Here is a 14,304-nt window from a genome sequence, read left to right as displayed (position 1 = left end):
GGCATCGCCGATGTCCGTGCGGATCGTCGTGAGGACCTTCAGCGAACTCTGCCTCACCGTCGGCACCCTGATCGTCCTGTTCGTCGTGTACCTCCTGTACTGGACCGGCGTGCAGGCCGACCACGCGGCGAGCGACCAGATCACCGGCCTCCAGGCGCAGTGGGCCAAGAGCCCGCCGCCCCGCCCGGCCGCCCCGCAGAAGGCCGCCGGACCGCCCGCGCTCGCCGCCTACACCGAAGGCCGCTCCTTCGCCGTCATGTACATCCCCCGGCTCGGCAGGGACTGGCACCGGCCCGTCCTGGAGGGCACCGCCGTCGCCGACCTCCAGAAGGGGCTCGGCCACTACGCGAACACCGCGCGCCTGGGCCAGCAGGGCAACTTCTCGGTCGCCGGCCACCGGCGCACCTACGGTGACCCGTTCAAGGACTTCCCCGAACTGCGGCCCGGCGACGCGGTCGTCCTGCGCGACGACACCACCTGGTACACCTACCGCATCGACAACAGGCCCTACCGGACCGTGCCGAGCGACGTCGGCGTCATCGACGCCGTCCCCGCCAAGTCGCCGTTCCGCTCGCCGGGCCGCTATCTGACCCTCACCACCTGCGACCCGGAGTGGGGCAGCAGCCACCGGCTGATCGCCTGGGGGCACCTCGACTCCACGCTGGCCGTGGCACAGGGCAGACCCACAGCTTTGGACGGCTGACCCCACACCACAGCCGGGCCCCTTAGTCTGGTGCCGTAACGATCGTCGGAAGGGACAGCGGGGACCGCATGTACGGCTGGATCTGGCGGCATCTGCCGGGCAACGCGTGGCTGCGGGCGTTGATCTCGCTCGCGATGGTCCTCGTGATCGTCTACGTCCTCTTCCAGTACGTCTTCCCGTGGGCGGAGCCGCTGCTCCCGTTCAACGACGTGACGGTGGACCAGGGGATGGGGGCGGCAGCCCGGTGAGCGCGCGCATTCTCGTGGTCGACAACTACGACAGCTTCGTCTTCAACCTGGTCCAGTACCTGTACCAGCTGGGCGCCGAGTGCGAGGTCGTCCGCAACGACGAGGTGTCCCTCGGCCACGCCCAGGACGGCTTCGACGGCGTCCTGCTCTCCCCCGGCCCCGGCGCCCCCGAACAGGCGGGCGTCTGCGTCGACATGGTGCGCCACTGCGCCGCAACCGGCGTCCCCGTCTTCGGCGTCTGTCTCGGTATGCAGTCGATGATGGTCGCGTACGGCGGTGTCGTGGGCCGGGCCCCCGAACTGCTGCACGGCAAGACGTCGCCGGTGCTGCACCAGGGCACAGGCGTTTTCGCGGGGCTCCCCTCTCCCTTCACGGCGACCCGCTACCACTCGCTGGCCGCCGAGCCGGCGACCCTGCCGGGTGAGCTCGACGTCACCGCCCGCACCGAGGACGGCATCATCATGGGGCTGCGCCACCGTGAACTGCCGGTCGAGGGCGTCCAGTTCCACCCCGAGTCGGTCCTGACCGAGCACGGCCACCGCATGCTGGCCAACTGGCTGGTGGAGTGCGGGGACGCGGGGGCCGTCGAGCGGTCGACGGGGCTCGCGCCGGTGGTGGGCAAGGCCACGGCGTGACCTCGGTGCGTCCGGAGCACGAGTACGACCCGCTGACGGACCCGCTGCCACCCGGTGGCCACGGGTCGCCCTGGTTCCGGGCCGACAACCTGGCACCCGGCGCCTCAGCCCCCGTACAGGAGCCCGTATCCGAGCCGCCGGCCGAGCCCGTGACGGCGCCTCAGGAGTGGTACCAGCAGGGCCCCGTGGCCCCTCAGCCGGACTGGTACCCCGCGCCGGAACCGACCGGCCGACCCGTCCCCCCGACCCCGCCAGCCGCACCCGGCCCGGAGCCGATACCCGGCGGCGCGGAGACACCCGGCTCCGCGCCCCTGCCCGGCGGCCCGACGATCCCGCTCACTGCTCCCCCGCACGGCGGCGAGCCGATACCGGAGCCGCCTTTTGAGCCGGTCTCCGGCACGGGCGGCGACACCGTGGCCCTGCCGGCCTCCACGATCCCCCCGGCCACCGGAGGGCGGGCCGAGCGGCGCAGGGCCGCCAAGGGCAAAAGGCGTGCGGCTCCCGCCCCCGCGGCACCGGGGCGGCCGCTGACCCGGGCCGAGGCGCGGCGGGCGGCGAAGGCGCGCAAGGACAGCGCTGCGGTGATCGCCAGCCGGGTCCTGGGCGAAGCGTTCATCACGCTGGGCGTGGTGATGCTCCTGTTCGTGACGTACCAGCTGTGGTGGACGAACGTCCGCGCCCACCAGGAGGCGGGCAGCGCGGCCAAGAAGATCGCGCAGGACTGGGCGGACGGCCGCAAGCCGGGCACGTTCGCGCCGGGCCAGGGCTTCGCCATCATGCACATCCCCAAGCTGGACATCGTCGCCCCGATCGCACAGGGCACCAGCAAGGCGAAGGTCCTCGACAAGGGCATGATCGGCCACTACGACGAGGGCGCCCTGAAGACGGCGATGCCCTCCGACGCGACCGGCAACTTCGCGGTCGCCGCCCACCGCAACACCCACGGCGAACCCTTCCGGTACATCAACCGGCTGAAGGCGGGCGACAAGGTCGTCGTCGAGACGCAGGACGCCTACTACACGTACGAGATCACCAGCGAGCTGCCGCAGACCTCGCCCGCGAACGTCTCGGTGCTCAAGCCGATCCCCGTCGGATCGGGGTTCACCAAGCCCGGCCGCTATCTGACGTTGACGACGTGCACACCTGAATTCACGAGTACCTACCGGCTGATCGTGTGGGGCAAGATGGTCGACGACCGACCGCGCAGCAAGGGCAAGCCCGACGCGCTCGTGGAATGACCGAACGGACAGCAGGGGCGGGTGCGGTGGCTACAGGAACCGACCACGAGGAGCGGACCGGCACGCCCGGACCTGATCCGGTCCGGCGCGGCCGCGGAGCCGTCGCCGGCGTCATCAGCGTTTTCGGCGAACTCCTCATCACCGCGGGCCTGGTGCTCGGCCTGTTCGTCGTCTACTCCCTGTGGTGGACGAACGTCATGGCCGACCGCGAGGCGTCCGCACAGGGCGACAGCGTGCGGCGCGACTGGGCGGCCTCCACCGGGCCCGGCGCGCTCGACACCAAGGGCGGCATCGGCTTCCTGCACGTGCCGTCGATGAAGAACGGCGAGGTGCTCGTCAAGCAGGGCACCGACACCGACGTCCTCAACGGCGGTGTGGCCGGCTACTACACCGACCCGGTCAAGGCGACGCTGCCCGGCGCGGGCAAGAACGGCAACTTCACGCTCGCCGCCCACCGGGACGGGCACGGCGCCAAGTTCCACAACATCGACAAGGTGAAGACCGGCGATCCGGTCGTCTTCGAGACCAAGGACACCTGGTACGTCTACAAGGTGTTCGCGGAGCTGACCGAGACGTCCAAGTACAACGTCGACGTGTTGCAGCCGGTCCCCAAGGAGTCCGGCGCCAAGAAGCCCGGCCAGTACATCACCCTGACGACCTGCACCCCGGTCTACACCTCGAAGTACCGCTACATCGTGTGGGGCGAGCTGGTGCGCACCGAGAAGGTCGACGCCAGGCGCACCCCGCCGGCCGAACTGCGCGGCTGATCGCAGCAGTTGCCGTTACGCGGCTGAGCCCCGGCTCCCTGTGCGGGAGGCGGGGCTCAGTGCTGTGCGGGTGCCGGGGCGGCCTCAGGCGGCCCGCCGCCCCGTCAGCCGAACGGGAAGTTGTTGCCCCCGCCGCCGCCGAAGGTGGTCAGCGTGACCGGCTGGTTCGGGTCGGCCATGGTGCCCGGTCCCGGGGTGACGAACGTGACGCGCGCCTTCTCGTCGTCCGAACTGCCCGGCGCGAACTGGACGTTGCTGAAGCCCGCGTCGTTCAGGGCCTGCTCCGCCTTCTTGACCGTCTGACCGATCAGGCCCTGCGGGATCGCCACCTGGCCGGGCGGAGGGTTCGGGGTCTGCTGCTGGCCCTTGGAGACCTTGAGGACGATCTGGACGTCCTTGGACTGGCTGGTGTTGCCGCTCGGGGTCATCGAGACGACCTGGTTGAGCGGCTTGTCGGCGGAGTCGACGTCCTGGCGGGACACGTTGGTGAAGCCGACGGCACTGAGCTGCTGGACCGCGACGTTGTAGTCCTTGTTCGTCACGTCCGGCAGGTTCGTCGTCTGCTTCTTGGCGATCGTGAGCGTGACCGTCGAGTTCTTCTCCGCCTGGGAACCGCCCTGCGGGTCCTGGGCGTCGACCGTGCCCGGCGTCGAGCTGGACTCGGCCTCCTTGGTCTTCACCTGGAAGCCCTTGCTCTGGAGCAGCTGCGTCGCGCTGTCCTTGTCCTTCTGCGTGACGTCCGGAACCTCGATCTTGGGGGCGCCCGTGGACACGGTGACCGAGACGGTCTCGCCCTTCTTCATGTTGCCGCTGGCCGGACTCTGTTTGCAGATGTTGCCCTTGGGCTGGTCCGCGCACGGCTCTTGGTTGGCCACGGCCATCTTGACGCCCGCGTTGGTCGCCATCTTCTCCGCGTCGCCCTGACTGCTGCCGACGAGGTTGGGGACGCCCACCGTGCTGCTGTCGGCGCCGCCGCTGAAGACGGACTTGCCGATGAGGATCGCGCCGACCAGCACCAGCACGCCCGCCAGGATCAGCAGGACCGTCGAGGTGTGCGACTTCTTCTGACGGCGCCGGGCCGGGCGGTCGTCGTAGCCGTAACCACCGTCGTCCGGGTTGACCGGGGGCAGCATCGAGGTCTGGCCCGCACCCGGGTCGGTCTGGCGCAGCGCGGTCGTCGGCTGGTCGTTGCCGTAGCCGTTGTTGTAGCCGTCGTATCCGTTGCCGTAGCCGACCGCGCCCAGGGCGGCGGTCGCTGCGACAGGCTGGCCGTCGAGGTAGGCCTCGATGTCGGCACGCATCTCGTCCGCCGACTGGTAGCGGTAGTCCGGGTCCTTGACCAGTGCCTTGAGGACGATCGCGTCCATCTCGGGCGTGATCTCGGCGTCGAAGTTCGAGGGAGGCTGCGGGTCCTCGCGCACGTGCTGGTAGGCCACGGCGACCGGGGAGTCCCCGACGAAGGGGGGCCGGACGGTGAGCAGCTCGTACAGCAGGCAGCCCGTCGAGTACAGGTCGCTGCGCGCGTCGACCTGCTCGCCCTTGGCCTGCTCCGGGGAGAGGTACTGGGCGGTGCCGATCACGGCGGCGGTCTGCGTCATCGTCATGCCGGAGTCGCCCATGGCGCGGGCGATGCCGAAGTCCATGACCTTGACCTGGCCGGTGCGCGTCAGCATGACGTTCGCCGGCTTGATGTCGCGGTGGACGATTCCGTTGCGGTGCGAGTACTCGAGGGCCTGGAGGATGCCGATGGTCATTTCCAGGGTGCGCTCGGGCAGCAGCTTGCGCCCGGAGTGCAGCAGCTCACGCAGGGTCGACCCGTCGACGTACTCCATCACGATGTACGGGATGGAGACGTTGTCGACGTAGTCCTCGCCGGTGTCGTAGACAGCGACGATCGCCGGGTGGTTGAGCGAGGCGGCCGACTGGGCCTCACGGCGGAACCGGGCCTGGAAGGACGGGTCGCGGGCGAGGTCGGCCCGCAGCGTCTTCACGGCGACGGTGCGGCCGAGCCGGGTGTCGTGCGCGAGGTAGACCTCCGCCATGCCACCACGGCCGAGCACCTGGCCCAGCTCGTACCGGCCGCCGAGGCGACGCGGCTCTTCCATAGCTAATCCAGCCCTCTCCGTCTGTCCCGACCGTACCCATGGGTGGTCCGGCGGTGTGCTGTTCGCGCATACGCTACCGGGCACCGCAAGCCGATCAGCCCGCGACCGCCACCTGATACCGGACCGGTACAGGGCGCGTGTGATGTTTCACGTGAAACGAGCGATGTTTCACGTGAAACGGCCCGGATCACTTCTTGCTGTCGAGTACCGCCTTCATCACGTTCTTCGCGATGGGGGCCGCCAGCTTGCCGCCCGCGATGTCGTCGCGGGTCGTGTCGGAGCCTTCGATCACCACGGCGACCGCGACCGGCGAACCGTCGCCGGACTTGGCGTAGGAAATGAACCAGGCGTAGGGATTGCCGCTGTTGTCGACGCCGTGCTGGGCGGTACCGGTCTTGCCGCCGACGGTGACTCCGTCGATCTGCCCCGCCTTGCCGGTGCCGTCGGTGACCACGAACTCCATCATCTTCTGGACCTTCTGCGCCGTGGCGGCCGACATGGGCTGGCTCATCTGCTCCGGCTGGGTCTTGGAGAGCACGTCCAGGTTCGGCGTCTGGAGCTGGTCGACCATGTACGGCTTCATCAGCTTGCCGTCATTGGCGACGGCAGCGGCGACCATGGCCATCTGGAGGGGGGTGGCGCGGTTGGAGGCCTGTCCGATGCCCGCCATGGCGTTCTGCGGACGGTTGTCCTTGGGGAAGACGCTGGCGTCCGTGCGGACCGGGTTGAAGATTTGCTTGTTGAAGCCGAACTTCTCGGCCTCGGCCTTCATCTTGTCGTTGCCCAGGTCGGCGCTGATCTTGCCGAAGACGGTGTTGCAGGAGTACTGGAGCGCCACCTTGAGCGAAGCGTTCTCGCAGGGGATGGGGCCCTCGTTGTTCAGCGGCTGGTGGGCGGTGTCCGGCAGGATGTACGGCACCGGCGACTTCGTCGGGTCGTCGATCCCGGAGTACAGGCCGTTCTCCAGAGCGGCCGCGGCGGTGACCACCTTGAAGGTGGAGCCCGGCGGGTACGTCTGGCGCAGGGCCCGGTTCAGCATCGGGTCGTTCGGGTCGGCCTTCTTCTGCAGGGCGTTGTAGGCCGCGGAGTCCTTCTTGCTGTTGCCCGCGAACGTGGACGGGTCGTAGGACGGCGTGGAGGCGAGCGCCAGGATCGCACCGGTGCGCGGGTCGATGGCGGCGACGGCGCCCTTCTTGTCGCCCAGCCCTTCGAACGCGGCCTTCTGGGCCTTGCTGTTCAGGGTGGTGATGACATTGCCACCCTTCTTCTTGTCCCCGGTGAACATCGACATGGTCCGGTCGAAGAAGAGCCGGTTGTCGGTGCCGGAGAGGATGCCGTCCTCCAGGTTCTCCAGCTGGGTGGCGCCGAACGCCTGCGAGTCGTACCCGGTGACCGGCGACCACATGGGTCCGTCCTTCCAGACCCGCTTGTACTTGAAGTCGTTGCCGGTCGTCTCCGTCGAGCCGGTGATCGTCTGGCCGTCGGCCGTGATGATGTTGCCGCGCTCATGGGCGAAGCGCTCGATCTGGACGCGGCGGTTGTGCTCGTTCGTGTTCAGCTCGTCGGCCCGTACGTACTGCAACCAGTTGTCGCGGATCATCAGCGACAGGATGAGCAGACCGCAGAAGATCGCGATCCGGCGCAGAGGCTTGTTCACGGTCGGACCACCTGGGTCATCTCGGCGTCGGGGGACGGGGCGGGGGCCGGTGCGGGGCGGCGCGCGGTGTCGCTGATCCGGATCAGGATCCCGATCAGGGCCCAGTTGGCGATGACGGACGAACCGCCCTGTGCGAGGAACGGCATCGTCATACCGGTCAGCGGAATGAGGCCCATCACACCGCCGGCGACGACGAACACCTGGAGCGCGAAGGCGCCGGACAGGCCGATCGCGAGGAGCTTGCCGAACGGGTCGCGGGCGGCGAGCGCGGTGCGCACACCGCGCTCCACGATCAGGCCGTACAGGAGCAGCAGCGCCATCATTCCGGCCAGGCCCAGCTCCTCACCGACGGTGGAGAGGATGAAGTCGGCGTTGGCGGCGAAGCCGATGAGGTCGGAGTTGCCCTGGCCCAGGCCCGTGCCCAGCGTGCCGCCGGAGCCGAACGACATGATGGCCTGGCCGATCTGCTCGCAGGCGCCGCTCTTGTCGGTCGTGTAGCAGGCGAACGGGTCCAGCCAGGCGTTCACACGCGACTGGACGTGGCGCTCGAACGAGGCCACACCGACCGCGCCGACCGCCGACATCAGCAGACCGAACACGATCCAGCTGGTGCGCTCGGTGGCGACGTACAGCATGACGACGAACAGGCCGAAGAACAGCAGCGAGGTGCCGAGGTCGGTCTCGAAGACCAGGATCAGGATCGACAGCGCCCAGATGACCAGGATCGGCCCGAGGTCCCGGCCACGCGGCAGATAGAGACCCATGAAGCGTCGGCTGGCCAGTGCGAGCGCGTCCCGCTTCACCATCAGGTATCCGGAGAAGAAGATCGCGATGATGATCTTCGCGAACTCGCCGGGCTGGATGGTGCCCAGGCCGGGGATCGAGATCCAGATCTTCGCGCCGTTGACGGCCGGGAAGAACATCGGGATGACCAGCAGGAACAGCGCCACCGCCATCGAGATGTACGTGTAGCGCTGCAGGATGCGGTGGTCCCTGAGCAGCAGCAGTACACCGATGAACAGAGCCACCCCGATCGCGGTGAACAGCAGCTGGTGAGGAGCGTCGGGGGAGAACTTGCCCCATGCGCTCTTCGCCCGCTGGATCAGCCGCGGCGACTGGTCCAGCCGCCAGATCAACACCAGGCCGAGCCCGTTGAGCAGCGTCGCGAGCGGCAGCAGCAGCGGATCGGCGTACTTGGCGAACTTACGCACCACCAAGTGCGCCACACCCGCCATCAGGCCCAGGCCCAGGCCGTATCCGAGCATGCCGGAGGGAAGCTTGCCGGTCATGGCAAGCCCCACGTTGGCGTACGCGAACACCGGGATGGCCACGGCGAAGATCAGCAGGGCCAGCTCGGTGTTGCGGCGGCTCGGTGCTTCGATCGCGCCAATGGTGGTCGTGTTGGTGACAACGCTCATGGTGTGGAAAGGCCCCCTACGGCTGCCTACTGCTTACCGCACTGCGAGACCAGCTTCTGCTCGTCCTCCGAGAGGCTGGGGCCGGGTGTGGGAGATGCGGTGGTGGTGGTCTTGTTGGACGGGGCGCCGGTGGCGCCCGTGCCGGGCTTCGCGGCGTTGTTGCTCTCCGCGGCGCGACGCTCCTCCTCCTTCTGGCAGGCGGACGCCTGCGTCGCGAACTCCTGGATCTTGGCCTGCGCCTTGTCGAGGCTGCTCGCGGCGATCGTCGAGTCGATCTGGTTGCGCTGGTACTGCGGGAGGTACTTGAGTTCGATCTTCGGGTAGTCGGTCTCCACCTTGGAGAGCTTCACCCACGCCAGGTCCTGGCTGATGCCCCGGTACAGCGCCACGTGCGGCGTGCCGTCGTTGTTGGTGCCGATGAAGTACTGCGTCTGCGTCCAGCGGTAGCCGCCGTACAGACCGCCGCCGACGACCGCCAGGGCCAGCACGATGTAGATCGACCTGCGGATCCACCGGCCGCGGCCGCGGCGGCGCGGCTTCACGAAGTCCTCGTCCGTGTAGGAGCCGAAGGCGCCCTCGGGCGGATTGCCGTAGCCGCCGTCCTCACCGCTACCGGGCGGGCCGAAGCCGCCTCCCGGGGGCGAGGGAGCGGGACGGCCGAGCCCGGAGGCGCGGCCCGCCGGCGTCTGCATGGCGCCGCCGTCGTTCAGCTGGAGCTGGTTCTCGGCGACCGCGCCGACGATCACCGGGGTGTCGTTGAGCTGCCCCGCCAGGGTGTCCCCGGCGTCGACGTCGAGCACATCGGCGATGATCACCGTGATGTTGTCGGGGCCGCCGCCGCGCAGCGCGAGCTGGATCAGCTCCTGCACGGTCTCCTGCGGGCCCTGGTAGCTGGCGAGGGTCTCCTCCATCGTCTGGTGGGAGACCACCCCCGACAGGCCGTCGGAGCAGATCAAGTACCGGTCGCCGGCCCGCACTTCGCGGATCGACAGATCGGGCTCGACATGGTCACCGCTGCCCAGCGCCCGCATCAGGAGCGAGCGCTGCGGGTGGGTGGTGGCCTCTTCCTCGGTGATGCGGCCCTCGTCGACCAGCCGCTGCACCCAGGTGTGGTCCTGGGTGATCTGGGTGAGGACGCCGTCGCGCAGCAGATAGGCGCGCGAGTCGCCGACGTGCACCAGGCCCAGGCGCTGACCCGTCCACAGCAGAGCGGTGAGCGTGGTGCCCATCCCCTCCAGCTGGGGGTCCTCCTCGACCATCATGCGCAGCTGGTCGTTGGCCCGCTGCACGGCGGTGCCCAGCGAGGTGAGGATGTCCGAACCGGGTACGTCGTCGTCGAGCGTGACCAGCGTGGAGATCACCTCGGACGAGGCGACCTCACCGGCGGCCTGACCGCCCATGCCGTCGGCGATGGCGAGGAGACGGGGACCGGCGTAACCGGAGTCCTCGTTCCCCTCGCGGATCATGCCTTTGTGCGATCCGGCGGCGAAACGCAGGGAGAGACTCATGCGCACCTCGCCTGTCGGCTCGGGGTACAGCCGGTCATGTCGAGCCACACTGCCCACCCTCCGGTCGGGAGCCCGCCCCGGTCCCTGAGGACCGCCGCGGCTCGCTCGCTCCGCTCGCTCATTGTCGTACTACTTCCGCAGCTCGATGACGGTCTTGCCGATGCGGATCGGCGCGCCCAGCGGAATCGGGGTCGGGGTGGTGAGCCGGGTCCGGTCCAGGTAGGTGCCGTTCGTGGACCCGAGATCCTCGACGATCCAATTGCCGTCCCGGTCCGGGTAGATCCTGGCATGGCGGCTCGACGCGTAGTCGTCGTCCAGGACGATCGTCGAATCGTGCGCCCGGCCCAGCGTGATGGTCTGGCCCTGCAGCGCGACCGTGGTGCCGGTGAGGGTGCCCTCGGACACGACCAGCTTGGTCGGGGCGCCGCGGCGCTGCCGCCCGCCGCCGCTCTGCTGCTGGCCGCGCTGGGGCGGCGGCGCGGCAGCGGCCGCGGCCTGGCGGCCGGTCTGCTGCTGCCGGTTCGCGTCATTGCCCCGGCGCGAACCGCGCTGGGTGACGCGCGTGCCGAACAGGTCGCTGCGAATGACCTGAACGGCCACGATGACGAACAGCCACAGTACGGCGAGGAAACCCAACCGCATGACCGTGAGGGTCAGCTCTGACATTGCCCCCGCTTCACCCTTCGGCTTGCCGGTAAACGATGGTGGTGCTGCCCACGACGATCCGCGAGCCGTCGCGGAGCGTAGCGCGGGTGGTGTGCTGCCCGTCCACCACGATGCCGTTGGTGGACCCGAGATCCTGGATCGTCGGGGGCGTACCGGTCCGGATCTCACAGTGCCGGCGCGAAACGCCGGGATCGTCGATCCTCACGTCCGCATCGGTGCTGCGGCCAAGGACCAGCGTCGGGCGGGAGATCTGGTGGCGGGTGCCATTGATCTCGATCCAGCGTCGCACCTGGCCGTGCCCGCCCGGCATCGGACCCGGCGCCGCCGGACGGCGGTCGGCGGGCGAACCGTTGGGGCGGCCCGGAGGCGGCGCTGCGGGCATGGGCGGAGCCGCGGCCGGCGGATAGCCGTAGCCACCGCGGCCGCCCTGGGGGGCCGCGGGCGCCGGGCGCTGCGGAGCACCGGGGCCGGGGCCCTGGGGTCCCTGGCCCTGCTGGTCGGTGCTGGACGCGAGCGTGCGGCTGCGCACCCGGTACAGACCGGTGTCGAGGTCCTCGGCCTTCTCCAGGTGCACCTTGATCGGGCCCATGAAGGTGTAGCGCTGCTGCTTCGCGTAGTCGCGCACCAGGCCGGAGAGCTCGTCGCCGAGCTGGCCCGAGTACGGGCTGAGCCGCTCGAAGTCCGGGGCGCTCAGCTCGACGATGAAGTCATTGGGGACGACCGTGCGGTCCCTGTTCCAGATCGACGCGTTGTTGTCGCACTCACGCTGGAGCGCGCCGGCGATCTCGACCGGCTGGACCTCGGACTTGAAGACCTTCGCGAAGGTGCCGTTGACCAGGCCTTCGAGACGCTGCTCGAAACGCTTCAGGACTCCCATGGGGCACCTCCTCCGTCGTTGCCGTCCTGGTGTTGCTGCCGGTTCTGCTCTGGGTCGCTCTCTTGGTACTGCTTACTGATCGTATCCACGCGTCGGGAAATCGGCTGGTTCCCCTTCTGTGCCCTGTGGACGAGTGTCACCTCTCACACGCACCTCTCGTACGGATCGTAGAGGTGGCATCCCGACAGTGTCCCGCACCCGGGGTGCACTCAGGAGGAGCGGGTAACGGCGCCGGGGGTTGCCTCTCTCCTGATCTGCTCCTCCCCTCCAGGGTCGCCCCAAACAACGGATGTGAATCCACCCTGCGCAGCGTGCTAATCTTCTCGACGTCGCCAGGCAATCACACCGAAAAGTGAGAGAGCCCAGCACACCACTCTTGCGCGAGTGGCGGAACGGCAGACGCGCTGGCTTCAGGTGCCAGTGTCCTTCGGGACGTGGGGGTTCAAATCCCCCCTCGCGCACAAGTCGGAAGCCCCGCAGATCCCCGGATCTGCGGGGCTTCCTTCGTAGGTCCACCCACCCCGCGCGGCCCGCACCCGCACGTTCCGCGTCACGTCTCCCGCCCTCCACGTCATGTCCCTTCCCCAGCTGTTCTCCCCGGGCGTTCTCCTCCCCTGTGTCGTATGTCGCGTCCCGCGCCGCGCAAACCCATGCCCGCGCACGGGCACCGGTGAGGACCGGACGACTTTTGTCGCGGCGAGGCGCGACGAAAGAGAGCCGCCCGGCCGGGGGAGCCCTGCCTAGGGTGCGGGCGTGGATGTGTCATCGAGGGCCCGCAACGGATGGCGCCTGCTGAAGGGGCCCGAACCCTGGTCGCGGCGCCGCGTCGGCGGCGAGGCCGCGCTCGCGTTCGTACTGGCCCTCATGACGGGCGGCATGGGGCTGCTCGTCGGCGGGCCCCTGCGCGCCGCGGCCGTCGCCGTCGCCGTCGTCGCCCTGTCGCTGCTGCGCCGCTCCCTGCCCGCGAGCGTGCTGCTCGGCGCCGCCGCCCTGTCCATGACGGCGGGCGAGGCCGCCCCGCTCCTGATGGTCGCCGCCTGGTCGGCCGGCCGCCACATCGTCGGCGCAGGACGGGCCCTGGCCGCCTTCACGGCCGCCTTCGTCGTCTACCAGGTGCTCGGCGTCATCACGCTGTGGCCCATCGCACAGCCCATCCTCATGGGCGTCTTCAGCACCCTGTTCTTCCTCGCCGTCGCCGTCGTGCCCGGCCTCACCAGCCGGTACTGGTCACAGCGGCGCACCCTGCTGCGCGCCATGCAGGAACACAACGCCCAGCTGCTCCGTGAACGCGCCATGGTCGCGGGCCAGGCCCGGCTGCGCGAGCGCCAGCGCATCGCCCAGGACATGCACGACAGCCTCGGCCACCAGCTCGCCCTCATCTCCGTGCACACCGGCGCTTTGGAGGTCGACCCCGAACTGACCGGCCGCCAGCGCGAGGCCGTCGGCGTGCTGCGCCAGGCCTCCGTCGCCGCCATGCACGAACTGCGCGAGGTCGTCGGCATCCTGCGGGACGGCGTCGAAGCCCCCGGGGCGCCGGACGCGGCCCAGCCCGCCGCCCGGGGCACCGCCGGCATCCAGGCGCTCGTGACGGCCGCACGGGCCGCCGGGAACACCGTGGAACTGCGCTCCGGCGGCGAACCCCGGCCGCTGGCCGCCGCCGCCGATCACGCGGCGTACCGGATCGTCCAGGAGGCACTGACCAATGCCTACAAGCACGCACCGGGCGCCCCGATCACCGTGGAACTGCGCTACGAACCCGACTCGTTCGTCGTCGAGGTCGTCAACGGCGTCGTCGACCGCGCGGCCGCGGACCAGGCCGGTGACGTGGTCAGCGGAGGCCAGGGCCTGACCGGACTGCACGAGCGGGCCCGGCTCGTCGGCGGCATGGTGCACACCGGCCCCACCGACGACGGCGGCTTCCGGGTGGCGGGAGTCCTGCCGTACGGGGCCGCCGAAGCCGCGACGTTCGTCGACGCCCCCGACGACTTCCGGCAGCAGTCACCCGCCCCGCCCCTCGGCGACGGTGGTCCGGTCGTGGACTGGAACATCGCGGAGAAGGAGCTGGGCATGAGCGGCAGGAACAGGGCCGGAGGCGTCGCGCTGGGATGCGGAATCGCCGTGGGGGCGGTGGTGCTGCTCGCCATCGCGGCCGGAGTCGGACTGTTCTTCCTCGCCGGATCGGCCGAGAAAGGCATGATCGACCCGTCGGAGTACGAACGGATCAAGGTGGGCGCCTCCGAGGCGGAGGTACGCGACGCGCTGCCGAGCGGTGACACCGTGCTGACCTCCGGCCTCGCCGGAAAGGGACCCGCCGAACCGGAGGCCTCGCAGTGCCTGGTCCTGATGTCCTCCGAGACCGGCGACAGCCTGGAGACCGAGCCGGTTTTCCGGTTCTGCTTCAAGGACGGCAAGCTGATCGAGAAGAAGTCGTACGAAGTGGCGCGCTAGCGGCGACACCGGCGGGCCCCTGCCCGCTCCGGGG

The 14,304-nt window shown here is 69.6% G+C and carries 12 protein-coding genes and 1 tRNA gene; 7 read left to right on the top strand and 6 right to left on the bottom strand.

Annotation, left to right across the window (positions count from 1 at the left end; translation table 11 throughout):
• The first annotated feature begins 10 nt into the window (after positions 1-10).
• From AC07F3_RS14150 to AC07F3_RS14130, 5 genes are all read left to right on the top strand, one after another.
• Positions 11-703 carry a class E sortase gene (locus tag AC07F3_RS14150; RefSeq protein WP_479113769.1) on the top strand — a complete coding sequence of 231 codons (693 nt, stop codon included), beginning with the start codon at positions 11-13 and terminating at the stop codon, positions 701-703.
• 68 nt (positions 704-771) lie between these two features.
• On the top strand, positions 772-951 hold the full coding sequence (locus AC07F3_RS14145) for a hypothetical protein (protein ID WP_479113767.1): 180 nt from the start codon (positions 772-774) through the stop codon (positions 949-951).
• Positions 948-1,586, top strand: a complete 639-nt coding sequence (locus tag AC07F3_RS14140; protein WP_479113765.1) for an aminodeoxychorismate/anthranilate synthase component II — start codon at positions 948-950, stop codon at positions 1,584-1,586. Before AC07F3_RS14145 ends, AC07F3_RS14140 begins: the two co-directional genes overlap by 4 nt.
• Positions 1,583-2,824: a class E sortase gene (locus AC07F3_RS14135; RefSeq protein WP_479113763.1), complete on the top strand. Its 1,242-nt coding sequence runs from the start codon at positions 1,583-1,585 to the stop codon at positions 2,822-2,824. The genes AC07F3_RS14140 and AC07F3_RS14135 overlap by 4 nt, the downstream gene beginning before the upstream one ends.
• Entirely contained in the window at positions 2,821-3,591 is a 771-nt protein-coding gene (locus AC07F3_RS14130; protein ID WP_479113761.1) for a class E sortase, read from the top strand. The genes AC07F3_RS14135 and AC07F3_RS14130 overlap by 4 nt, the downstream gene beginning before the upstream one ends.
• A gap of 104 nt (positions 3,592-3,695) precedes the next feature.
• On the opposite strand, the gene pknB is transcribed toward AC07F3_RS14130, so the two are convergent.
• The 6 genes from pknB to AC07F3_RS14100 form a co-directional block, all read right to left on the bottom strand.
• Positions 3,696-5,696 (bottom strand): Stk1 family PASTA domain-containing Ser/Thr kinase, encoded by a 2,001-nt coding sequence (gene pknB, locus AC07F3_RS14125; protein ID WP_479113759.1) that lies wholly within the window; start codon positions 5,694-5,696, stop codon positions 3,696-3,698.
• A gap of 187 nt (positions 5,697-5,883) precedes the next feature.
• Positions 5,884-7,353, bottom strand: a complete 1,470-nt coding sequence (locus AC07F3_RS14120) for a penicillin-binding transpeptidase domain-containing protein (protein ID WP_479113757.1) — start codon at positions 7,351-7,353, stop codon at positions 5,884-5,886.
• The gene (locus AC07F3_RS14115) at positions 7,350-8,771 is read right to left on the bottom strand and encodes an FtsW/RodA/SpoVE family cell cycle protein (RefSeq protein ID WP_479113755.1); all 1,422 of its coding nucleotides are present in this window, start codon (positions 8,769-8,771) and stop codon (positions 7,350-7,352) included. The genes AC07F3_RS14120 and AC07F3_RS14115 overlap by 4 nt, the downstream gene beginning before the upstream one ends.
• A 26-nt stretch (positions 8,772-8,797) precedes the next feature.
• Entirely contained in the window at positions 8,798-10,279 is a 1,482-nt protein-coding gene (locus AC07F3_RS14110; protein WP_479113753.1) for a Stp1/IreP family PP2C-type Ser/Thr phosphatase, read from the bottom strand.
• 129 nt (positions 10,280-10,408) lie between these two features.
• On the bottom strand, positions 10,409-10,945 hold the full coding sequence (locus AC07F3_RS14105) for an FHA domain-containing protein FhaB/FipA (RefSeq protein WP_114038632.1): 537 nt from the start codon (positions 10,943-10,945) through the stop codon (positions 10,409-10,411).
• A 10-nt stretch (positions 10,946-10,955) separates the two neighbouring features.
• A complete protein-coding gene (locus tag AC07F3_RS14100; protein WP_479113751.1) occupies positions 10,956-11,822 on the bottom strand; it encodes an FhaA domain-containing protein in 867 nt (288 codons plus the stop codon).
• 378 nt (positions 11,823-12,200) lie between these two features.
• Between AC07F3_RS14100 and AC07F3_RS14095 the strand changes: the two genes are divergently transcribed.
• Together AC07F3_RS14095 and AC07F3_RS14090 are read left to right on the top strand one after the other, a co-directional pair.
• Positions 12,201-12,283 (top strand) — tRNA-Leu (locus AC07F3_RS14095).
• Positions 12,284-12,575: 292 nt separating this feature from the next.
• The gene (locus tag AC07F3_RS14090; protein WP_479113749.1) at positions 12,576-14,270 is read left to right on the top strand and encodes a sensor histidine kinase; all 1,695 of its coding nucleotides are present in this window, start codon (positions 12,576-12,578) and stop codon (positions 14,268-14,270) included.
• Positions 14,271-14,304 lie beyond the last annotated feature (34 nt).

This window comes from Streptomyces sp. NPDC045846, from assembly GCF_056431605.1.
The sequence above is the reverse complement of the archived record's forward strand: the minus strand, read 5'-3'. Positions and strand labels throughout refer to the sequence as shown.

What these genes read in the sequence shown, in the direction of transcription:
- pknB (WP_479113759.1), bottom strand. Translation starts at nt 5,696, where the DNA reads ATGGAAGAGCCGCGTCGCCTCGGCGGCCGGTACGAGCTGGGCCAGGTG.
- AC07F3_RS14105 (WP_114038632.1), bottom strand. Translation starts at nt 10,945, where the DNA reads ATGTCAGAGCTGACCCTCACGGTCATGCGGTTGGGTTTCCTCGCCGTA.
- AC07F3_RS14130 (WP_479113761.1), top strand. Translation starts at nt 2,821, where the DNA reads ATGACCGAACGGACAGCAGGGGCGGGTGCGGTGGCTACAGGAACCGAC.
- AC07F3_RS14145 (WP_479113767.1), top strand. Translation starts at nt 772, where the DNA reads ATGTACGGCTGGATCTGGCGGCATCTGCCGGGCAACGCGTGGCTGCGG.
- AC07F3_RS14150 (WP_479113769.1), top strand. Translation starts at nt 11, where the DNA reads ATGTCCGTGCGGATCGTCGTGAGGACCTTCAGCGAACTCTGCCTCACC.
- AC07F3_RS14110 (WP_479113753.1), bottom strand. Translation starts at nt 10,279, where the DNA reads ATGAGTCTCTCCCTGCGTTTCGCCGCCGGATCGCACAAAGGCATGATC.
- AC07F3_RS14115 (WP_479113755.1), bottom strand. Translation starts at nt 8,771, where the DNA reads ATGAGCGTTGTCACCAACACGACCACCATTGGCGCGATCGAAGCACCG.
- AC07F3_RS14100 (WP_479113751.1), bottom strand. Translation starts at nt 11,822, where the DNA reads ATGGGAGTCCTGAAGCGTTTCGAGCAGCGTCTCGAAGGCCTGGTCAAC.